The sequence below is a fragment of the Bacillus sp. Nf3 genome (assembly GCF_003028545.1).
Taxonomy (GTDB): Bacteria; Bacillota; Bacilli; order Bacillales; family Bacillaceae; genus Bacillus; species Bacillus safensis.
On the sequence record NZ_PYUA01000002.1, the window covers coordinates 846,152 to 869,063 of the forward strand.

At 42.8% G+C, this 22,912-nt stretch carries 15 protein-coding genes; 9 read left to right on the forward strand and 6 right to left on the reverse strand.

What is annotated here, in order from left to right:
- The first annotated feature begins 17 nt into the window (after positions 1-17).
- Together xylB and C9414_RS09320 are read left to right on the forward strand one after the other, a co-directional pair.
- On the forward strand, positions 18-1,517 hold the full coding sequence (gene xylB, locus C9414_RS09315; protein WP_064497462.1) for a xylulokinase: 1,500 nt from the start codon (positions 18-20) through the stop codon (positions 1,515-1,517).
- Positions 1,518-1,604: 87 nt separating this feature from the next.
- On the forward strand, positions 1,605-2,291 hold the full coding sequence (locus C9414_RS09320) for a glycoside hydrolase family 11 protein (protein WP_107163480.1): 687 nt from the start codon (positions 1,605-1,607) through the stop codon (positions 2,289-2,291).
- Positions 2,292-2,536: 245 nt separating this feature from the next.
- Here C9414_RS09320 and C9414_RS09325 read toward each other — a convergent pair whose 3' ends face one another.
- Both C9414_RS09325 and C9414_RS09330 read right to left on the reverse strand, forming a co-directional pair.
- Positions 2,537-4,579 (reverse strand): molybdopterin oxidoreductase family protein, encoded by a 2,043-nt coding sequence (locus C9414_RS09325; protein WP_047203379.1) that lies wholly within the window; start codon positions 4,577-4,579, stop codon positions 2,537-2,539.
- A 131-nt stretch (positions 4,580-4,710) separates the two neighbouring features.
- Positions 4,711-5,907 carry a cytochrome P450 gene (locus tag C9414_RS09330; RefSeq protein ID WP_107163481.1) on the reverse strand — a complete coding sequence of 399 codons (1,197 nt, stop codon included), beginning with the start codon at positions 5,905-5,907 and terminating at the stop codon, positions 4,711-4,713.
- Positions 5,908-6,375: 468 nt separating this feature from the next.
- On the opposite strand from C9414_RS09330, the gene proC reads away from it, so the two are divergent.
- From proC to C9414_RS09345, 3 genes are read left to right on the forward strand one after another with little or no spacing between them, the layout of a single operon-like run.
- Positions 6,376-7,173 (forward strand): pyrroline-5-carboxylate reductase, encoded by a 798-nt coding sequence (gene proC / locus C9414_RS09335; protein WP_483295687.1) that lies wholly within the window; start codon positions 6,376-6,378, stop codon positions 7,171-7,173.
- A 27-nt stretch (positions 7,174-7,200) separates the two neighbouring features.
- Positions 7,201-8,319 carry a glutamate 5-kinase gene (gene proB, locus C9414_RS09340; RefSeq protein WP_107163483.1) on the forward strand — a complete coding sequence of 373 codons (1,119 nt, stop codon included), beginning with the start codon at positions 7,201-7,203 and terminating at the stop codon, positions 8,317-8,319.
- 18 nt (positions 8,320-8,337) lie between these two features.
- The gene (locus tag C9414_RS09345; RefSeq protein ID WP_107163484.1) at positions 8,338-9,606 is read left to right on the forward strand and encodes a glutamate-5-semialdehyde dehydrogenase; all 1,269 of its coding nucleotides are present in this window, start codon (positions 8,338-8,340) and stop codon (positions 9,604-9,606) included.
- Between the two features lie 68 nt (positions 9,607-9,674).
- Here C9414_RS09345 and C9414_RS09350 read toward each other — a convergent pair whose 3' ends face one another.
- Entirely contained in the window at positions 9,675-10,238 is a 564-nt protein-coding gene (locus C9414_RS09350; RefSeq protein ID WP_107163508.1) for a GNAT family N-acetyltransferase, read from the reverse strand.
- A gap of 87 nt (positions 10,239-10,325) precedes the next feature.
- Between C9414_RS09350 and C9414_RS09355 the strand changes: the two genes are divergently transcribed.
- Entirely contained in the window at positions 10,326-11,153 is an 828-nt protein-coding gene (locus C9414_RS09355) for a MerR family transcriptional regulator (RefSeq protein WP_107163485.1), read from the forward strand.
- A 49-nt stretch (positions 11,154-11,202) separates the two neighbouring features.
- On the opposite strand, the gene C9414_RS09360 is transcribed toward C9414_RS09355, so the two are convergent.
- From C9414_RS09360 to gltC, 3 genes are all read right to left on the reverse strand, one after another.
- Entirely contained in the window at positions 11,203-13,032 is a 1,830-nt protein-coding gene (locus tag C9414_RS09360; protein WP_107163486.1) for an ABC transporter ATP-binding protein, read from the reverse strand.
- The gene (locus tag C9414_RS09365; protein ID WP_107163487.1) at positions 13,025-14,761 is read right to left on the reverse strand and encodes an ABC transporter ATP-binding protein; all 1,737 of its coding nucleotides are present in this window, start codon (positions 14,759-14,761) and stop codon (positions 13,025-13,027) included. The genes C9414_RS09360 and C9414_RS09365 overlap by 8 nt, the downstream gene beginning before the upstream one ends.
- Positions 14,762-14,855: 94 nt before the next feature.
- On the reverse strand, positions 14,856-15,758 hold the full coding sequence (gltC, locus tag C9414_RS09370) for a glutamate biosynthesis transcriptional regulator GltC (RefSeq protein ID WP_034280677.1): 903 nt from the start codon (positions 15,756-15,758) through the stop codon (positions 14,856-14,858).
- 152 nt (positions 15,759-15,910) lie between these two features.
- On the opposite strand from gltC, the gene gltB reads away from it, so the two are divergent.
- The 3 genes from gltB to C9414_RS09385 all read left to right on the forward strand — a co-directional run bounded on the left by gltB (position 15,911) and on the right by C9414_RS09385 (position 22,863).
- Complete coding sequence (gltB, locus tag C9414_RS09375; protein ID WP_107163488.1) at positions 15,911-20,482, forward strand: glutamate synthase large subunit; 4,572 nt, start codon at positions 15,911-15,913, stop codon at positions 20,480-20,482.
- 16 nt (positions 20,483-20,498) lie between these two features.
- A complete protein-coding gene (gene gltD, locus C9414_RS09380; protein ID WP_024428371.1) occupies positions 20,499-21,983 on the forward strand; it encodes a glutamate synthase small subunit in 1,485 nt (494 codons plus the stop codon).
- A 178-nt stretch (positions 21,984-22,161) separates the two neighbouring features.
- Complete coding sequence (locus C9414_RS09385; protein ID WP_047203426.1) at positions 22,162-22,863, forward strand: DUF421 domain-containing protein; 702 nt, start codon at positions 22,162-22,164, stop codon at positions 22,861-22,863.
- Positions 22,864-22,912 lie beyond the last annotated feature (49 nt).

The following is a 22,912-nucleotide window of genomic DNA, read 5'->3' on the forward strand; positions in this document are numbered from 1 at the left end:
TTTGAAGGAGTGAAAACATGAAATATGTGATGGGAATTGACCTTGGAACGAGCGGGGTCAAAGCGATATTAGTCGATGAGAGCGGAAAGGTGTGCTGCGAAGCCTCTAAGCCGTACCGCCTCATTCAAGAGAAACCGGGATATTGTGAGCAGCATCCTGAGGATTGGGTAGAGCAGACAATAGCTGTGATGAAAGAACTGATGGCAAAGCAGCCTGTTCATTCAAGGCAAGTCGAAGGCATCAGCTTTTCCGGACAGATGCATGGGTTGGTTCTATTAAATGAATCTCGTGAAGTGCTCCGTCCTGCAATTTTATGGAATGATACACGAACGACAGCACAATGTGAACACATGACAAAAAAGCTGGGGGACCGGCTGCAAAAGATCACAAAAAACCAGGCGTTAGAAGGATTCACACTGCCTAAATTACTATGGGTAAAGGAACATGAACCACATATTGATCAACAAATCGACATGTTTTTACTCCCAAAAGATTATGTCAGATTTCGTTTAACAGGCGCTGTCCATATTGATTATTCTGATGCTGCTGGCACTTTGCTGTTAAATATCGGTGAACAGACGTGGAGTGAGGAGATTTGTCAGGCATTTGATATTTCTCCTCATATTTGCCCGCCACTTGTCACATCAGAGGCGGAGGTTGGTACACTTTTGCCGCACATTGCACGTGATGTTGGGATGAAAGAAGGCGTGAAGGTTTTTGCCGGCGGGGCAGACAATGCTTGCGGAGCCATTGGTGCTGGCATCTTATCCTCTGACCGCACGTTATGCAGCATCGGCACATCGGGTGTCATTCTCTCCTACGAAGAAGATCATGAAAGGGAACTTCAGGGGAATTTGCATTTGTTTCACCATGCAAAAAAAGACGCTTTTTACACAATGGGCGTCACCCTTTCAGCGGGATATAGTCTTAACTGGGCAAAACACTTACTGGCACCTGAGGAATCGTTCCAATCACTTTTAGAAGGTGCGGCTCATGTAGCGCCAGGAGCGAAAGGATTGCTCTTTACTCCCTATTTAGTTGGGGAAAGAACACCTCATGCGGATTCGACCATTCGCGGCAGCTTGATTGGATTAGACAGCAGGCATGAAAGGGCACATGTTGTCAGGGCTGTGTTAGAGGGAATTACCTTTTCGCTAAATGAATCTATCGCATTATTCCGGCAGGCAGGAAAAAACATAGATTCTATTGTGTCCATTGGCGGCGGTGCAAGAAGCCGGACATGGCTTCAAATGCAAGCAGACATTTTTCAGGCTGACGTCATCCAGTTAGACAATGAACAAGGGCCTGCATTAGGTGCAGCCATGCTTGCTGCAGTTGGCTGCGGGTGGTATCCGTCACTTGAAGCATGTGCTAATCAATTGATCCATCAAGCTGCTGTTTATGAGCCAGAGCAGCAGCATGCGGAAGTATATGCTGATCTATTTCATTTGTATCAAAGGATTTATACACAAACAAGAGACATCCATGCTGGGTTAAAGCCGTATCGTTCCATCTAACAGAGAAGGCTGCATGAAAGGAGGTGATGGGTTTTTCACCTTAGGGATGACAGAACAATACGAGTGAAAAAAGGAGAGGGATGGAAAATGGTTTTGAAAAGATTGAGGCTTTTGTTTGTGGTGTGTATTGGATTTGTGCTGACACTGACGGCTGTACCAGCTGATGCGAAAACGATTTATAATAATGAAATGGGTACACATAGCGGATACGATTATGAATTATGGAAGGATTATGGAAACACCTCAATGACACTCAATAACGGCGGGGCATTTACTGCAGGCTGGAACAGTATCGGAAATGCTTTATTTCGGAAAGGAAAGAAGTTTGATACCACTAAAACTCATCATCAGCTTGGCAACATCTCCATCAATTACAACGCAAACTTTAACCCAGGCGGGAATTCCTATTTATGTGTCTATGGCTGGACACAATCTCCATTAGCAGAATACTACATTGTTGATTCATGGGGCACATATCGTCCAACAGGAGCGTATAAAGGATCATTTTATGCCGATGGAGGCACATATGACATTTATGAAACGACCCGCGTCAATCAGCCTTCCATTATCGGGATTGCGACCTTCAAGCAATATTGGAGTGTACGTCAAACCAAACGTACAAGCGGAACGGTCTCCGTCAGTGCGCATTTTAATAAATGGGAAAGCTTAGGCATGCCAATGGGTAAAATGTATGAAACGGCATTTACCGTAGAAGGCTACCAAAGCAGCGGAAGTGCGAATGTGATGACCAACCAGCTGTTTATTGGACGATAAAAGCAGATCAAAAAGCCAGCAGTTTTTTGCTGGCTTTCAGCGTGTAGACAAACCCTCGCATTCGTTGTCAGCTCTGCGCGCTGGTGCTCACGAATGTCAAATTCGCTCCGCTCCAGTGCTCGAGCTTCCTAGACTTCAAAGGTTTTCTATCACGCTGAAAAGAAGACAAAGGGCTAAAATCAAGATTATTTTAGCCCTTTGTCAACAATCTGAAAGCCAGCAGTTTTTGCTGGCTTTTACTTTTTCTATGATAATTTTTCAACTTCGACTCTGCCAGAAAAGAACGTTGCGCCGCCGCCCATATCTGCCAATCGATCAGGTGTTAATCCATTGACGAGATGTTTTTTGCCTTTTTGATCTGCCCATAACCCTTGACTGACCACAACACCAGATAAAACATTTTGACCGACTGACACGACAAGCTCACACTCTCCTCGATCGTTCAGTACACGGACCATGTCACCATCTTCAATTTTTCTTTCCTTTGCATCCTGTTCATTCATGTGAAGCTTCGGAAATTTCTCAAGCTTTTGATGCTTTTCATGAAGTGAGAAGGTGGAATTTAAAAAATTATGGTTCGGTCCCGGTATAAAGGTAAGCGGATAATCGCTTTCCTGATAAAGGGGCACATAGGTTGGAAGTGCTGGATACCCGTCTTTTTTCATTTGTTCAGAATAAAGCTCAATTTTCCCGCTTGGGGTTTGAAGCTTTAATTCCTCGAAAGATCCACGTTTTGCTTTGATCCATTTCTTTTCTTTTAATGCTTCGTATGAAATGTCCTCATAATGCGGATTTTCTTGATGATGAAGAGCTTGTTCCATGAGCTCAGCATCTGTCTCTCGGAAGGCTTCATCTTCAAAGCCCATCGCATGAGCTAGCAGGCGGAATACTTCAGTATTGGATTTGCTTTCTCCGTAGCGTTCTATCACTGGCTCCTGAATTTGAATATAATGATGCCAATATGATGTATAGAAATCCTCATTTTCAAAGGCAGATGTCGCCGGCAGGACAATGTCTGCATATGCCGCTGTTTCTGTTAGAAATAAATCATGCACCACTGTAAATAAGTCCTCTCTCTGCAAACCTTCTCTGACTTTATTCGCTTCAGGTGTTACAACTGCTGGGTTGCACGAGTAGATAAAGAGAGAATCAACGGAAGGCTCTGCGCTTGTCAGCACACTTCCCAGCTGGTTCATATTAAATGATCTAGGTGTGCGTTCTTTTAATAAATCCGGCCGCTGAAGAGCTGTTTCATTATAGCTGAGAAAAGAAGAGTTTGATTTCATCGCTCCGCCGCCCTTGTGCAGCCATTGACCAGTCAGGGCAGGGAGGCAGGAAATCGTTCTAATACTCATCCCGCCATTATCATGGTGCTGTAAACCATTCCCAATGCGAATAAGTGAGGGCGATGTCTCAGCATACATTCTTGCAAGTGTCATGATGTCGCCTTTAGGGACACCTGTGATTCGCTCAACTGTGTCTGGATCATACTGCTTCACATGCTCGCGTAGCTCTTTATGGCCGACCGTGTAAGTCTCTAAAAAGGCTTCATCTGTACGTTCCTCTTTAAAAAGGACATGCATGATGCCAAGGGCAAGCGCACTGTCAGTACCAGGTCGAAGCGGAATGAACCAATCTGCCATCCGGCCGGTTTGGTTCTTGTGAACATCAATTACGACAATCTTAGCTCCTTGCTTTCGCGCTTTTTGTGCCAAGGTGATTTGGTGCATATTGGTCGATACGGCATTGATGCCCCAAAAGATAAATAATTTCGTATGAATGGTGTCTTCAGGATCTGTCCCAATGCTGGCACCCATTGTATATTTATAGCCAGTCGTTCCCGCTGACTGACAGATCGTCCGGTCTAACTGACTTGAACCAAGACGATAAAAAAAGCGGCGGTCCATTCCTTCTGCGTTGAGATTGCCCATGTTCCCATAGAAGCTGTAAGGCAGAATGCTTTCTGGCCCTTTTTCTTCGATCAGCTTTGTCCATTTTTGACGGATGGTTTCAATGGCTTCTTCCCACGTAATCGGTGCAAACTGTGCTTCGCCTTTTTTACCAACACGTTTTAAAGGAGTGGTCAGTCTTTTTTCATCGTATAAACGGGCTGTGACATTACGCACTTTGTTGCATATGTTGCCTTGTGTGACAGGGTGGTCCGGATCTCCCTGCACTTTCACGATCTTTCCATTTTCTTTATGTATTAAAAGACCGCACTGATCCGGGCAATCTAACGAACAAACTGATTTGAAAATTCCGTCTTTCATCGCTGTATAATCGGTCATGAGTTTTCGGCTTCCTTTCTGCATTCCGTTATCGCTTTGTATGGACTTTATTTTAGCATGTTCGGAGGTGGAAGGTAAGAAAGAGATGATGAATTGTAGAAAATGAAAAAAAGCCCCTGAAAAAGGGACTTTTAAAAACGGGTGACTTGTACAGGAAATTCTTTTACCCCAAAAACAAACGTGCTTTGAATAGGTTTTAGCTGATCTGTAGCGCAGGTGATGTCTTGAAACGTATGGAGTAAAACATCAAGCGCAATGTTGCTTTCAAGCCGGGCAAGCGGTGCACCGAGACAGAAATGAATGCCAAATCCAAAGCTCATATGAGGATTGGATTTCCGGTCAAGCCGGAACGTATCTGGATCTTCAAACTTCTGTTCATCCCGATTTGCTGAAGCAACCCAGCCGATGAGGTAGTCTCCCTTTTCAATGCGTGCGCCAGCAATTTCAACATCCTCTGCGGCGATTCGGCCAATGGCTTGAACAGGCGGATAATACCGCAACGTTTCCTCAGTCAATTGAGGAATAAGAGAGGGGTCCTGTCGAACGGATTCAGCGATATGCGGCTGCTCTGTCAGCAGTCGTACGGCATTTGTTATTAAATTGGTCGTTGTCTCATTGCCTGCAACAAGTAATAGAATACAAAAGCCAAGCAGTTCATTCTCCGTTAAACGCTCTCCATCGATTTCCGCTTGAATGAGAAGCGAGATCAAGTCACCCGCAGGCGTTTCTTTTCGTTTTTTGATCAAATGAGCAAAATAAACGGACAGCTCCTCTTCAGCTCGTTTTTGCATATCTACAACAGCCTGAATGGCCTCTTTTGATTCATCCTTAGCACCTGCCACAAGGGCATCAGAATGTTTTTTAATCAGCTCTCTGTCCTGCACCTCTGCACCGAGAAGCTCAGCGATGATCATCACTGGCAGGGGAGCTGCTAAATCTTGCACGATATCAAACGTACGTTGATCCTTGACTTGATTTAATAGATCATGTGTCAGGTCTTTGATCTTATCTTCTAATTGTTTGATCGCTTTTGGAGTGAATGCTTTATTCACGAGCGCTCTCATCTTTGTATGTTTTGGAGGATCCATCGTTAAAATACTTGTTTTAGACGTGCTTCTTCCCCGCTGTGAAGAGAACACTTTAGGCTGCTTTAGAACAGACTGGATATCCGCATATCGAAAGAGATCCCAGCACTTTCTTGTCTCATCATATCTAATATCACTTTCTGCACGCAGCTCATTGTAAATAGAGAATGGGAAAAGAAGGTCATCGGTAGAACGGATTTCTTTCATTGGAATCACATTGATATAGTTTTCTTTCACTTTCATTATGAACGCTCCTTTTTCACATGATTTCTCTTTCACGGTATCACCAGTAAAATATCATTTCAACGGACATGTTTTCTAAAATATGTCAATAGTCTAATCGAAAGATTCAAGCACATTCACCATTTAGGAAAATAGAAAGTGATTAAAATGAGAGCGCTTTCTAAAAAAGAATTGAAGTCACCGAAACCAAAAATAAAATGGGGAATTCAGTCGAACGAAAGGGTCCTATGATTCAAATGATCATAGTTCTTTTGATCTAAATCGCTGAATTTGAAAAACACGGCTAACATACTTACAGCAAGCTGTCCGCCATGCATTCGGGACTTTTGAAAAGCGCTGGCTCTTTCTTGACACGATTTCTCATCATGTTACGATTACTAACGTGCGAAAAACGCGAACAAAAAGCGAACAAGGGAGAGGATCAATATCATTGATCAAAAGAAAGTTGCTTTCATTGGAGCAGGCTCTATGGCGGAAGGAATGATTGCAGGGATTGTGCGATCAGGACAGATACCGCTAGGCCAAATCTACGCAACAAACAGACAAAATCAACTTCGATTGAATGAACTAACGAAACAATACGGAATTCAAACAGCCGCAATGGATTCATTTCCTTTTAAAGAAATGGATATGTTGATCCTGGCCATGAAACCAAAGGATGCTGAAGCAGCACTTGAATCATTAAAATCTCGTATTCAGCCACATCAGCTCATCATGTCTGTCCTTGCAGGTGTTAAGCTATCGTATATTGAAGACATGCTGCACGAAGGTCAGCCTGTTATAAGGGTCATGCCAAATACCTCAAGTACGATCGGCGCATCAGCGACTGCTTTATCTGCTGGACGTTATGTGAAAAACGATCATATGAGCATAAGTGAGGCTTTTTTATCTGAAGTGGGCGAAGTCTATACCATTCAGGAAGAGCAAATGGATATCTTCACTGGAATTGCTGGAAGCGGGCCCGCCTACTTTTATTTCTTAATGGAAAGAATCGAAGAAGCAGGAGAAGAGGCAGGTTTATCAAAGGTATTGTCTCGCCAAATTGGCGCGCAGACACTCCTCGGTGCGGCAAAAATGCTCCAAGAAACAGAGGAAAACCCTTCAGTCCTAAGAGAGAAAATTACGTCACCAAATGGAACAACTGCTGCTGGACTGAATGCATTAGATGATTTTGGCGGAGGAGAAGCGATCAAGCAGGCTGTCAAACATGCTGCCAATCGATCAAAAGAGATAAGCAATCAGCAAAAACAAAAAGTATCTATATAAATAGAATTCAGATGCAGGAGTGATAAGGTGTACGCAGATAAAGAGAGAAAACGAATTGTTGTGAAAATCGGAAGCAGCTCTCTTACTAGCTTTCAAGGTGAGATTAGTTTAAAAAAACTAGAAAACCTCGTCAATCAAATTGTGAAACTGAAAGATGAAGGACACGAAGTCATTTTGGTTTCATCTGGTGCGGTTGCAGCTGGTTACCGAAAACTAGGATTTATCGATAGACCGAAAACACTGCCGGAAAAGCAGGCATCTGCCTCAATTGGGCAAGGGCTTTTAATGGAATCATATTCTACTTTATTTTTATCACACGGCTATATTGCCTCACAGCTCTTAATCACAAGAAGTGATTTTTCTGATGAAACGCGCTATCAAAATGTGCGCAACACAATGAATGTGTTATTAGATCGAGGCATCATCCCAATTATTAACGAAAATGATACAGTGACGATCAATCGGTTGAAGTTTGGAGACAACGATACATTGTCTGCAAAAGTAGCTGGCTTAATTGATGCGGATTTCCTTGCCATTTTATCTGATATTGATGGCTTGTATGAAGATAATCCTCATACAAATCCAAATGCAAAGAGAATTCTTGAAGTCACTGACATTACAGAAGACATCGAAGCAGCTGCTGGAGACGCAGGCAGCAGTGTAGGTACAGGCGGAATGAAATCAAAGCTCGATGCTTTTAAAATATCAATGGCCGCAGGTATCAATGGCTTTTTAGGAAAAGCAGATACGCCTCACATTTTAGACAAAGCGATCAACGGGACAGAGGACGGCACTTATTTTACCGCTGACGAAAATGTAGCGCCGCTGAACTATAAGAAACAGTGGATTGCCTTTCATTCTGGACCAAAAGGTGAGATCTTGGTTCAAGAGAAAACACAGGAATTTCTCATACACCGAGAGGGAAGTCTTGATTCTGATGGGATTGTCAGTGTGAAAGGTGCATTTAAAAAAGGCGATGTCGTCCGTATTTTAGATCAAGATGGAAGAGAAATAGGGCTTGGCATTGTGAATTATGCGTCAGATGAACTCGCACGTAAGAGTGACTTGTTACAAGATGAAATCGTGCATGTCGTCGATCTTGAAGCATTTGTTTGTCATTTAGATTTATCGATTCCAGTTTGTTAACCAAAAGGGAGGAATTCCATGACACTGACAGCTGAAGTTGTCACATCGGTCAAAGAAAAAGCGAAAAAAGCAAAGTACGTTTCAAAAAAACTAAGTTTACTTCAAACAGAGGAAAAGAATGACGCGCTGCTTAAAATGGCAGAAGCGTTAGAGCAAAAAAGCAGTTTCATTTTACAGGAGAATCAAAAGGATTTAGATGTGGGCAAAGAAAAGGGCTTCTCAGAGGCACTCATGGATCGATTAATGTTAAATGAAGAAAGAATTCATGAGTTTGCTGAAAGTTTGAGGCTTGTGACGAGATTAACAGATCCTGTTGGAGAAATATTGGATGAATGGACTCTTGATAACGGCTTACATGTGAAAAGCCGAAGAGTACCGCTCGGCGTGATCGGGATGATCTATGAAGCGAGACCGAACGTCACTGTCGATGCAGCAGGCCTTGCCTTAAAGGCAGGCAACTCAGTGATTTTAAAAGGCGGTTCCTCCGCTATTTCTTCCAACAAAGTCATTGTCAGTGTGATTCATGAAGCATTGGATCAAACAAAAATTCCTCGTGATGCGGTGCAATTGATTGAACAAACAGACCGTTCATCGGTTCAGGCGATGTTTCAACTTAAAGAATGGATCGATGTGTTAATTCCGCGGGGCGGAGCTTCCTTAATCAAAACAGTGGTGGAAGAATCCACTATCCCAGTGCTTGAAACAGGGACAGGAAACTGCCATATCTTTATTGATCAAACCGCGAATGTGAAAAAAGCTATTGAGATTGTGATCAATGCGAAAACGAATCGTCCGGCTGTATGTAATGCACTTGAGACGCTGATTATTCATCGCGATTGGCTGAAAGAAAATGCAGTCTCATTAAATGAAGCTTTGCAGGAGCACCGTGTCACTGTACATGGCGATCAGGTAGCAGAGTCTTACTTTTCAGATGCGGTTCCTGCTGGAGAAGTGGATTGGACAGATGAGTATTTAAGTCTTGATCTTGCAGTGAAGGTAGTCGATTCAATCGAGGAAGCGATCAGCCATATTGATCAGTACGGCACAAAACATTCAGAAGCCATCGTGACAGAAAATGAAAAACATGCACTCACGTTTCTAAACGAAGTCGATGCGGCGGCTGTTTATCATAACGCATCGACTCGCTTTACAGACGGCGGCGCACTTGGCTATGGAGCTGAAATCGGCATCTCTACTCAAAAACTCCACGCAAGAGGGCCAATGGGACTTCCTGCACTCACGACAACTAAGCTGCTTCTATGTGGCGACGGTCAGATTAGAAGCTAGAAAAGATTTAAGAAACACTACCTTTTTATGAGGTAGTGTTTTTAACTTTATAATGCATGTTATCATCCTTATGAACCGTTTTTCTTCATCACCTTTTCAAATTTAAAAAATTCAAATTCCTCAGGTGCTAAAGGTTCATTGCCTTGATCTGCTTCACGAGGTGCGTTTGGGTCTGGATGGTGTAAGTGATAAAATTCAACTATTTGAAAGCCGCACTTGTTGACATAAAAATGAATGTTGCGTTTTTCAAAATAAGGGGTCACAACCTCCCATACAATTGTTTCTGGATATTGCGCCTCGATGGCTTTCCATGCTGCCTGACCAATGCCGCGGCCGTGAGAGGATGAGGAGATGTATAGCAAATCAACCGAGTTGTGATGTGTCTCTTGGTTGATTTTGATGACAACGCCGCCTGCCTTTTCACCATTTAGCATAATATGATAAACAATGTGTTCATTCGAATGAAAAGATTCATCAATCACTTCATCTGGTGGAATCGGTCCATCCTGCGCATCGCCGAATGCATCGATCACGCCAGCTGTAAAAGCTTTCTGAAGCTCTTTTTTCATAGAAGGGAAGTCCTTTTTATTTGCATGTGCTAATGTCACTTCATGTTGAGTTATTTTGTTCATTTTCTTATCCTTTCCCTGCGTAATGGTGTTTCTGCATGTTATGATAAAGGATAGAGTAACTCCATAGTCAAGAAAGGAGCCTTCATCATGATCAATGATGTGCAAAAAACGTTTTTCACTGGAGAATTTGCCAAGCTATTTGATGTAAAAAAAGATACGCTTCTGTATTATGATAAAATCGATTTATTTAAGCCGGCTGGTGTTCATGAAAATGGCTACCGTTACTATACACTTGAGCAATTTGACCATTTTATTGCGATTCAATCCTTGCGGGCTGTTCAATTTCCAATCAAAGAGTTAAAACAATATTTCACAGAACCTTCTCGCGAGAGACTGCAAAGCCTAGCGGCCGACCAAGTAGAAAAGGTCAAACAAGAGATTGAAAAACTGCAAGATATCCAAGCCTTTCTTATGCGGGTGATCGAGACAACGCATGAATTATCAACTGTGAAAATAGGGGAGGTCCTGTTTCAAGAGTTGCCAGAAGAACCAGTTATACTAAGTGCATCAAACCCGATCGACTTCAATACACCTGTAGAAGAAATATCGCGTATTGTAGGGGAATTTTTAAAGGAAGTTGGCATAAAAGGGGCTGCGGCAAATGGTTCTGTCTTAAAAAAGGAACAGTTTCGTAAGCGCCGCTATCATCAGTCAGATCAACTGTTCTGTCGAATGGATGGACCGGGGGCAGTGAAAAAACCTGGCGGGATCTATGCGGTGATGTATGATCAAGGAACATATGATGAGATTGAGTCTGCTTATTCGCATTTATTAGATGAAATCGAGAAAGAGGGCATGTTGCTGGATGGAGATGTATTTGAGGAGTATTTACTTCATTCGCTCATGTCTAAAGATGAAGCAGAGCATATAACGAAGCTCAGTGTAAAAGTGAAGAAGCGAGCAGATAACAATTGAAAAGAGGGTAGACAGCATGTGACATGCGTGTTTACCCTCTTTTTTGATGTTAACCAACTTGATTGTCGGCAAATTGACTCATATATAAATCTGCATAGAAGCCTTTTTGTTTTAAAAGTTCGCTGTGCGATCCTTTTTCTATGATGCTTCCATCCTTCATAACTAAAATGAGGTCTGCATCCTTAATGGTTGAAAGTCTGTGTGCAATCACGAAGCTCGTTCTACCTTTCATCAATTCATTCATTGCTTTTTGAATATGCATCTCTGTCCGAGTATCCACACTGCTTGTTGCTTCATCTAATATCAAAATCTTTGGATCAGATAAAATGGCACGGGCGATGGTTAACAGCTGGCGCTGACCTTGTGACAGGTTGCCGGCATCTTCTGTTAACAGTGTGTCATATCCATCTGGAAGTGTACGGATGAAATCATCCGCATAGGCATGTTTGGCGGCTTTGATGACATCCTCTTTGGAAACGTCCTGTCTGCCATAGGCAATGTTGTCGTAAATCGTTCCTTCAAAGAGCCACGTATCCTGAAGAACCATCGCAAATAATTCTCGTACTTGCTGACGGCTGAGATCAGTTGTTTTGACACCGCCAATGCGTATGGAGCCTTGATCTAATTCGTAAAAACGCATTAAAAGATTGATGATGGTTGTTTTTCCTGCGCCTGTTGGTCCGACAATGGCAACCGTTTGTCCTTCTTGCACATCTAAATTCAAATCTTTAATAATCGGATGATCTTTTTCATATCCGAATTGAACTTGTTCAAAGCTCACATCACCTGAGAGTGATGCAAGATCAATTGCCGCATCTTCTTCGGTACTTTCTTCTTCCTCATCAAGGATTTCAAAGACCCTTTCAGCAGAAGCGATCGCTGATTGAACTAAGTTTGCGACGCTTGATGCTTGCACAAGAGGCTGAGACATTTGCTGTGTGTATTGGATAAACGCCTGCACATCCCCGACACGAATATTCCCGTTAATGACAAGAATCCCGCCGGCTACACTGACTGCCACATAGCCAAGGTTCCCGATAAAGGTCATCATTGGCATCATTAAACCAGAAATGAACTGCGCTTTCCTTGAAGATTCATACAGCTTTTCATTTAATTGATCAAATGTATCGATCGCTTTCTTTTCGTAGCCATACGCACGGACTGTCTGATGACCTGTGAACATCTCATTAATATGGCCATTGATCGTCCCAAGCTCTTTTTGCTGCGCTTTAAAATGCTTTTGAGAAAATGACGTAATGCCGCGAATCGCAAACAGGCTGAGTGGCAGCGTCAAACAAACAAGCAATGTAAGCAGCGGACTGATGAAGAGCATCATCACGACAATCCCAATGACTGTAATCACAGATGTAATCACTTGGGTGAGCGCCTGCTGAAGCGATGTATTAATATTATCAATATCATTCATCACACGGCTTAATGTGTCCCCGTGGGTTGTTTTATCAAAATAACGAAGGGGGAGGCGTGTGAGCTTGTCATTTGCTTCTTGGCGTAATTCAGCAATGGTCTGTTGAGAGACACCGGCCATGACATATTGCTGAACGAATGAAAAGAGAGAAGCAACTACGTACAGGACGACAAGCAGCAAAAGAATTCGTGAAATGACATCAAATTGAACGGCTGTTCCATTCGTGAAGCTGTCAAATAGGGAAGAGGTGGCATCCCCAAGCAGCTTTGGACTAATGACATTAAAGACAGTTGAACCAATAGCTGCAATAAAGACGATGATCAGCTGAAATTTTCTTGGTTTTAAATAGCCTGTCAATCGAAGCAGTGTTTTCTTAAATTCCTTCGGTTTTGCGGTTGGCCCTTTAGGGTGGGCGCCTTTATGGCCCATGCCGGAAGACATTTTCTTACTCATCCTCGCTCACCTCCTGACCTTCCTGTGATGCGACAATCTCTTGGTACACAAGATTATCCTTTATTAATTGTTCATGTGTTCCGATACCTGCGATTTTTCCTTCATCAAGTACAATGATTTTATCACTATGTTTCACTGTGCTGATTCGTTGAGCGACAATGATGAGGGCTGCATGTGCTTTTTCTGCTTCTAATGATGCCCGCAGCTTTGCATCTGTTTTGTAATCAAGTGCTGAAAAGCTATCGTCAAACAGATAGAATGATGGTTTTCGCACTAGCGCCCTTGCAATGGAAAGCCGCTGCTTTTGGCCGCCCGATAGATTTGAACCACCCTGATCAATTTCTGCATCAATTCCGCCATCTTTTTGCAAAACAAATTCTTCGGCCTGTGCAGTTCGCAGCGCCTGCCAAACGTCTTCGTCACTTGCATCCTGCTTGCCGAAACGCACATTGTCGGCAATGGTTCCGCTGAATAAAACAGCTTTTTGAGAGACATAGCCCATCTGGTTTCTCAGTTTCTCCTGTGGCAGCTCTCTAATATCTACATCATCTAGTGTAATCCGGCCTTCTGTCACTTCATAAAAGCGCGTCATCAGCTGGAGAAGGGTAGTTTTCCCAGAACCCGTACTTCCGATAATGGCTGTTGTTTCGCCAGTTTTGGCTTCAAACGTGATGTTTTGAACGGCCGGTTTCTCTGCATTTGAGTAATAAAATGATACATCCTCAAAGCGAATGGATTGCGCGGGCTCGTGAAGCTCAGTCATAGACACTTCTTTGTCTTTAATCTTTGGTTCCATGTTTAACACTTCATTCATACGTTTAGCTGATGCTTGTGCTCTTGGGACCATAATAAAGCTCATCGACAGCATAATCAGTGCCATTAAAATCATCATCGCATATTGAATGAAGGCAATGAGATTCCCAACTTCCATTTCTCCGGCATCAATTCGGTTTGCCCCGAGCCAAACAATACCGATATTCGTGAAGTTCATGATGATCAACATAAATGGAAACAAGTAAGCCATTAATCGGTTGACTCTAAGGCCAGTATCCTTATAGGACGTGTTAGCTTCTTGGAATCGCTCCTTTTCATCATCCACACGGTTAAATGCACGAATGACCCGGATGCCTGAAAGAGATTCTCGCATAATTATATTCAGCCGGTCTGTTTTTTTCTGAAGCTGGCCAAATAGCGGAATGGCTTTTCTTGACACCAAATAAATAAATCCGCCAAGAAGGGGGAGGGCTGCTAAAAAGATAAGAGACAGGACAGCATCCCTGGAAACAGCCAAAATGATTCCGCCCACAAGCATAAGCGGGGCCCGCGTCATCATTTGTAAAATCATGATCGTCACATCTTGGACTTGTTTTACATCATTTGTTGATCTTGTAATAAAGGAAGACGTGCCGATCTTTTGAAATTCTTCTAATGAAAATTGTTCGACATGTACAAACAGCTGTCTTCTCATATCACGGCCGAAGCCAAGTGCTGTCTTTGATGACAAGTAAGACTTCCAAATGGTGAGCAAAATGGCGAGTAAAGAACAAGCCACCATCCAGCCGCCAACCTTCCATATGTAAGCAATATCTCCCTGGACGATACCGACATCAACGATATCAGCTGTTAACGTCGGTAAATACAGCTGGAGCATACTGCTTAAAAAGGTGAGAATGACAATGGACACAACGGACAGCCGATACGGCTTTAAAAATGATAAAATTGATTTCATACAAATACCTTTCTTCCATATAGTCTTTTGTTCTGTAACCCATCATATACAAAGAGGGATTATTTCTACAAATGAAATGTCTTGTTTTAGTGAATTATTTATATTGTTCAATTTTAGAAAAGAAATCCTTCACAAACACATAAAAATCATGGGCAGAAGGAGACATTTCTCGCGTTTTAGATGCAATAATGCCAACCGTTCTTCTCACTTGAGGAAAATCGATCGGAATTTTCACTGTAAATCGCGGTGTTGTTTCATAAAAGGCACTTTCGGGTAATAAGGTAACGCCCATACCTGCCGATACGAGACCTTTTATGGCATCCAAATCTTCTCCTTCAGATGAAATGGTAGGCTCATAGCCTGCCTGCTTGCAAGCATCAACCGCAATTTGTCTCAGCACATACCCTTCAGGAAATAACACGAAATGATCCTTTCTTAAATCACTTAAATGAATGCTCCTTTGTCCGCTAAAGGGGTGGCTAACCGGTAAAAGGGCATAAATGCTTTCAGAAAACAAAATATTTCCTTCTATTTGAGAATCGTTTGTCGGTACAGGTCCTAAAAAGGCAAGATCGATATCACGATTTTTAACGGCTTCAATGAGAAACTTATAGGATCCTTGACGAAGTAAAAAATCGACCTCTGGATATTCCTGCTTAAAAGCGGAGATGACAGAAGGGAGCACTTGGCTTGCTAGACTTGTAGGAAAGCCAATATTCACCGTCCCTTTGTGCGGATCTAAGTATTCATCAATTTGCTCTTTTGCGTAATCAATGGCTTTGAGTGCAGTTCTGACATGATCTAAAAATTGTCTGCCGATCTTCGTTAATTTGATATTTCGTCCTTCTCGTTCGAATAAGGCCACTCCAAGTTCTTCTTCTAAATTCGCAATCTGCCGGCTGATGGCAGATTGGGCAACATGTAAGTTTTCAGCCGCTTCTGACACGTGTTCACGGTCTGCGACTTCTACAAAATAACGTAACTGACGAAGCTCCATTTTTGCACTTCACACCCATCTATCTCAAAAAGAGATTGTTTTGATCTAAATTATATATTGTTTATATCAATTTGAAAACTTAAAATAAGTTACAGAGTTTGTGAGATTTTATTACTGTGAAAAACGGATCTTTTAAACGGGGGAGAGAAACGATGACTTATAATCAACTACCACAACCACAAGGTCTCTACCGTCCTGAATTTGAACATGATGCATGTGGAATCGGACTGTACGCCCATTTAAAAGGGGAGGCGACACATAGCATCGTCAAAAAGGGATTACAAATGCTGTGCCAGCTTGATCACCGCGGCGGGCAAGGCAGTGATCCGTATACAGGTGATGGTGCCGGTTTAATGGTACAGCTGCCAGACGCTTTCTTTAGAAAGAACTGCAAAGAATTTGCACTTCCAGAAAAGGGCCGTTACGGGGTAGGAATGGTCTTCTTTTCAAAAGATGATGACGAAAAAACGCGTCAAGCCATCGAACAGAAAATCAACGGGTTCATTAAACAAGAAGGTCAAACATTAATCGGCTGGAGAACGGTTCCTGTCGATGCTGGGAAAATTGGTACTGTCGCAGCGAAGAGCTGTCCGGTTGTGAGGCAGGTCTTTATCGGAGCAAACGACAACATCACAGATCGTTTGTCATTTGAAAGAAAATTATATGTCATCCGTAAACAGGCTGAGAACTGGGGAACAAAAGAGGAAAAACAATTTTACTTTGTCAGCCTGTCGAGTCAAACCATCGTATATAAGGGGCTTTTAACATCAGATCAAGTCGATGCTTTTTATCTTGATCTACAGGATGAAACATTTGTTTCTGCATTTTCACTTGTTCATTCAAGATTTAGTACAAATACATTTCCTACATGGGAAAGAGCCCATCCAAACCGTTACTTAATTCACAACGGAGAAATCAACACATTAAGAGGAAACATCAATTGGATGAGAGCAAGAGAACAACAATTCGTATCTGAAGCCTTCGGAGACGATTTAGACAAGATTTTGCCAGTGCTGAATGCAGACGGAAGTGATTCATCCATTTTAGACAATGCCTTTGAATTTTTTGTGCTTGCAGGCCGTACACCTGCTCATACAGCAATGATGCTGATTCCTGAGCCTTGGACGGAAAACACGCACATGTCGAAAGAGAAACGGGCATTTTATGAATACCATAGTTCTCTCATGGAGCCATGGGATGGACCAACAGCGATTTCCTTTACGGACGGTAAACAAATCGGGGCCATCTTAGACCGAAACGGATTAAGACCGGCTAGATACTATGTCACGAATGATGATCATATCATTTTCTCTTCTGAGGTCGGCGTAATTGACACAAATGAAGAAGATGTGAAGTATAAAGATCGTCTTGAGCCTGGCAAAATGCTGCTCATTGATTTAGAAGAAGGAAGAATTATTTCTGACGAAGAAGTGAAATCGACCATTGCAAATGAACTTCCTTATCAAAAATGGCTCGATGAAGAAATGGTCCACGTCAATCGCTCGGAAGAAAATTCAGAAAATTCTAGTATAATGGATGATTTGTTGACGCGTCAGCGTGCGTTCCATTATACGTACGAAGACATTCAAAAGTATTTAATTCCTTTACTAGAGGAAGGCAAGGACCCAATTGGTTCAATGGGAAGTGACACACCGCTTGCTGTGTTATCAGATCGTGCGCAGTCTCTGTTTTCTTATTTTAAGCAGTTGTTCGCACAAGTCACGAACCCGCCGATTGATGCCATTCGTGAGCAGCTGGTGACATCAACCATGACTTGGTTAGGTGCCGAAGGCGATATTTTACATCCGAATGAATATTCATGCCGAAGAATTAAACTTTATACTCCGGTCTTAACGAGCGGACAATTTAACGGCTTGAAAACAATTGTTCATAATGCCTTTAAAAGCAAAACAATTCATACACTTTTCACCGATGATTTAAAGCGCGGACTGGATGCGATGTTTGAAGAGGCAGAAAAAGCGATTAGAGAAGGTGTCTCTTTATTAATCCTTTCAGATCGTGAAATGACAGAACAAAAAGTACCGATTCCACCAATTCTTGCGCTAAGTGCACTTCATCAGCACCTTGTGCGTCAAGGTCTGCGGACAAAGGTCAGTCTGATCGTTGAATCTGGAGAGGTGAGAGAGGTTCATCATTTTGCCGCACTGATTGGCTACGGGGCAGATGCGATCCATCCTTACCTTGTCTATGAAACGTACAAACAGCTGATTGCAGACGAAGCGATTTCGATCAGCTTTGATGAAGCTGTTACAAAGTTTGGTAAAAGCGTGACAGAAGGTGTCGTCAAAGTCATGTCCAAAGTGGGGATTTCCACTGTGCAAAGCTATAGAGGCGCGCAAATCTTTGAAGCAGTCGGGATTAGTGAAGACGTCATTCAAGAGTATTTCACAGGAACAGCTTCTCAGCTTGGCGGGATTGATCTTGACACCATTGCACATGAGGCAAAACTTCGTCATGAAGCAGGGTACCAAGCAGCAACTGACCAGACACTTGAATCAGGCAGTGAATTCCAGTGGAGAAAAAATGGAGAGCACCATGCCTTTAATCCAAAAACGATCCATACGCTCCAGTGGGCATGCCGCAATGAAGATTATGACCTATTTAAACAATATACAAAGGCAGCAGATGAAGAAAGAATCGGCTTCCTCAGAAATTTGTTTGCGTTTCAGACAAAACAAAAGCCGGTTCGTCTGGAAGAGGTTGAATCTGCTGAATCCATCGTACGCCGCTTTAAGACAGGTGCCATGTCATTTGGATCTTTAAGTAAAGAAGCGCATGAGGCACTTGCAATTGCGATGAACCGAATTGGCGGTAAAAGTAACAGCGGAGAAGGCGGAGAAGATCCTGCCCGCTTTACAGTAGATGAACACGGTGATGACCGCAGAAGCGCCATTAAGCAAATCGCTTCTGGCCGATTTGGTGTGAAAAGTCATTACTTAGTCAATGCAGATGAACTGCAAATTAAAATGGCGCAAGGGGCAAAGCCGGGAGAAGGCGGACAGCTGCCAGGAAATAAAGTGTATCCTTGGGTGGCCGATGTACGTGGTTCTACGCCAGGTGTCGGATTAATTTCACCACCGCCGCATCATGATATTTATTCCATCGAGGATTTGGCACAGCTGATTCATGATTTGAAAAACGCAAACCGTGATGCACGCATCAGTGTCAAGCTTGTATCTAAAGCAGGCGTTGGCACGATCGCAGCAGGTGTAGCAAAAGGAACTGCAGACGTCATTGTCATTAGCGGCTATGACGGCGGTACAGGAGCTTCACCGAAAACGAGTATTAAACACACAGGACTTCCTTGGGAGCTTGGATTGGCAGAGGCTCATCAAACCCTTGTGCTAAACGGTCTTCGTGAGAGAGTTGTTCTTGAAACGGACGGAAAGTTAATGACAGGCCGCGACGTTGTCATGGCTGCGATTTTAGGAGCAGAAGAGTATGGCTTTGCGACAGCTCCACTTGTCGTGCTGGGCTGCGTAATGATGAGAGCATGTCATTTAGATACTTGCCCGGTCGGTGTTGCCACACAAAATCCAGAGCTTCGCAAAAAATTCATGGGTAACCCTGATCACATTGTGAACTTCATGATGTTTATTGCAGAGGAAGTAAGAGAAATCTTAGCAGAACTCGGCTTTACATCAATGGATGAATTAATCGGACGTACGGACGTCCTAGCGGTCAGTGAACGAGCAAAAGCTCACTGGAAAGCAGGGCAGCTAAACCTTGAAACACTGCTTTATCAGCCTGAAGGAGCGCGGACATTCAGAACACCGCAAAATCATAAAATTGATGAATCGCTGGATATGAATGAAATCCTTCCTTATGTACAAGAAGCGCTGAATCATCAAACACCAGTTGATCTATCATTGAACATTCGCAATATCAACCGTGTGGCCGGAACCATCACTGGCAGTGAAGTGTCTAAGCGCTACGGGGAAGAGGGCTTGCCAGAGGATACCATCACACTAAGATTCACTGGTTCAGCTGGACAAAGCTTTGGCGCATTTGTGCCAAAGGGTATGTCTCTCTATTTAACAGGTGATTCAAATGACTATATCGGCAAAGGACTCTCAGGAGGCAAAATTGCTGTTAAAACCTCTGATCATTTTGTACAAAATGGACATGAAAACGTCATTGTAGGAAACGTCGCATTTTACGGTGCAACTAGCGGGAAAGCCTATATTAACGGGCGTGCTGGTGAACGATTTGCTGTTCGTAATTCAGGTGTACATGTGGTTGTTGAAGGAATTGGAGATCACGGCTGTGAATACATGACTGGCGGACGTGTCGTCATTTTAGGAGACGTTGGGAAAAACTTTGGTGCAGGTATGTCTGGTGGTGTGGCTTACATCCATACATCGGATGCCAAACAGTTCAAAAGAATGTGCAACATGGAAATGATCATGTTTGAAAAGCTCACAGATCATGAAGAAGAACAAGAAGTGAAGCAAATGATCAAGGAACACCTTGATTATACAAACAGCTCAAAAGCAGCAGCACTTCTTGAAAGCTGGGAGCAAGAAAAGGATCAATTCATCAAAGTCATTCCGAGAAATTACAAAATGATGCTTCAAAGCATTGAAGAACAAAAACAAGCGGGCCTCAGTCATGAAGAAGCGGTGATGTTTGCCTTTGAAGCAAACACAAAACCGAAAAATCAAGAAACGGCAAACGGGCAAAAAGCAGCCCTCGCTCATTAAGAAAGGGGAGAGGACAATGGGCAAAGCAACAGGTTTTATGGATTATAAAAGAGAAAAGCCAAATGAACGTGACCCTCTCACTCGTCAAAATGACTGGAAAGAATATTCAGCTCCTTATACAGATGACGTATTGAAGAAGCAGGGCGCTAGATGTATGGATTGCGGAACACCGTTTTGTCAAATTGGGATGGAGATCAGGGGCGGCGTGTCTGGCTGCCCGATCTACAATTTAATTCCAGAGTGGAATGACCTGGTCTATCGCGGAAGATGGAAAGAAGCGCTCGAAAGACTGCAAAAAACAAATAATTTCCCTGAGTTTACTGGGAGAGTATGTCCTGCGCCTTGTGAAGGTTCATGTACAGTCGCTATTAATGATCCAGCTGTTTCGATTAAAAATATCGAACGCACGATCATTGATAAAGGCTTTGAAAATGGATGGATCACGCCAAGAATCCCTTCAAGCCGTACAGGGAAGAAAATTGCCATTGTCGGCTCAGGACCAGCAGGACTTGCAAGTGCTGATCAATTAAACCAAGCAGGACACGCTGTTACAGTGTTCGAGCGTTCTGACCGCCTTGGCGGACTGCTGACATACGGCATTCCGAATATGAAGCTCGACAAAGAAGTCGTTGAGCGCAGAGTTAAACTGCTAAGACAAGAAGGCATTGACTTTGTGACCAATACAGAAATTGGTGTGGATATCACGGCTGATGAACTAAAAGAACAGTTTGATGCGGTCATCCTTTGTACAGGTGCACAAAAGCAGCGTGACCTGTTAATTGAAGGCAGGGAAGCAAAAGGGATTCACCTTGCAATGGATTATTTAACACTCGCAACAAAAAGCATGCTTGATTCAGGATTCAAAGATAAAAACTTTATTGACGCAAAAGGGAAAGACGTGATTGTGATTGGCGGAGGAGATACAGGTGCAGACTGCGTTGCAACTGCACTTCGCCAAAAAGCAAAAAGTGTTGTTCAATTCGGGAAGCATCCAAAGCTTCCGGATACGCGTGTAGGGGATAACATGTGGCCAGAACAGCCTTATGTCTTCTCGCTGGATTATGCTTATGAAGAAGCACAAGCAAAATTCGGAGAAGATCCGCGTCAATATTCGATTCAAACCACAAAAATTGTGGCAGATAAAAATGGGAAATTAAAAGAGCTTCATACCATTCAAATGGAAAAGGTGAAAAACGAACAAGGGAAGTTTGAATTTCATGAGATTCCAGGGACAGAGAAGGTATGGCCTGCTCAGCTCGTCTTTATTGCAATTGGTTTTGAGGGAACTGAACAGCCGCTTGTGAAACACTTTGGCGTGGACAGCAAAAACAATCGCATTGACGCAAAGTATGGGGAATATACAACAAATGTAGAAGGCGTATTTGCAGCGGGAGATGCAAGACGCGGGCAAAGCTTGATTGTCTGGGCAATTAATGAAGGCAGACAAGTGGCGCACGAGGTAGACCGTTATTTAATGGGGAGTTCGGTTCTGCCAAAATAGGTCAAACAAAGGGTGTTACAATATAAAGAAAAGCCATGACCGAAGTGTGGTCATGGCTTTTTATGTATTGGAGATAGAGATGAAGAATGGATGCATTGATGGAAATGACGAACACGTTTAGATCCTTCCTTTCATGTATATGCTGTATGTAAATGCAGCAAGAAAGGAAGGAATTTTTGTGCCGTTCGTTAATATTTTGCTTGAACTTTTAATCGGATTTTTCGCTTTATTTTTTATTACAAAATTATTAGGGAAAACACAATTTGCACAAATCACGCCGTTTGATTTTATTTCTGCACTAATTTTAGGCGAAATGGTCGGAAACGCCATTTTTGACCCAGAAGTCAGGGTTCAGCACATTTTATTTGCTGTTGCGGTATGGGGCGTACTTATTTATACAGTTGAATCGCTTTCACAGCGTTTTAAATCCCTTCGCGCTTTTTTAGAAGGAAGACCTACGCTTGTGATTGATAAGGGGAAGATTCACTACAACCGGTTGAAGAAGAATATGCTTGATATCAATCAGCTGCAGACACTGGTTCGCGCAAAAGGCCATTTTGCCCTGAATGAAATTGAATATGCCATTTTGGAAACTGACGGCTCTGTCAGTGTTCTTCCGAAAATGAAATACGCACCAGCCACAGCAGAAGATGTGAATGTGAAGGGAAAAGAAGTCAAATTGCCTAGAACGTTTATTATTGACGGTGAAATTTTAAAAAAAGATCTAAAAGAAGCTGGCTTTGATGAATCCTGGCTGCTTGAGCAATTAAAAAAGCAGCACATTTCTTCCTATCGAGACGTTCTGTTTTGTGAATGGATTGAAAATGAAGGAATTTATGCGATGCAATATGAAAAATCTAAAAAAACATCCACAACATAAAAACGTGGGTGTTTTTTTGCGTGTGTATGGAATAGGATCAAAAAGAATG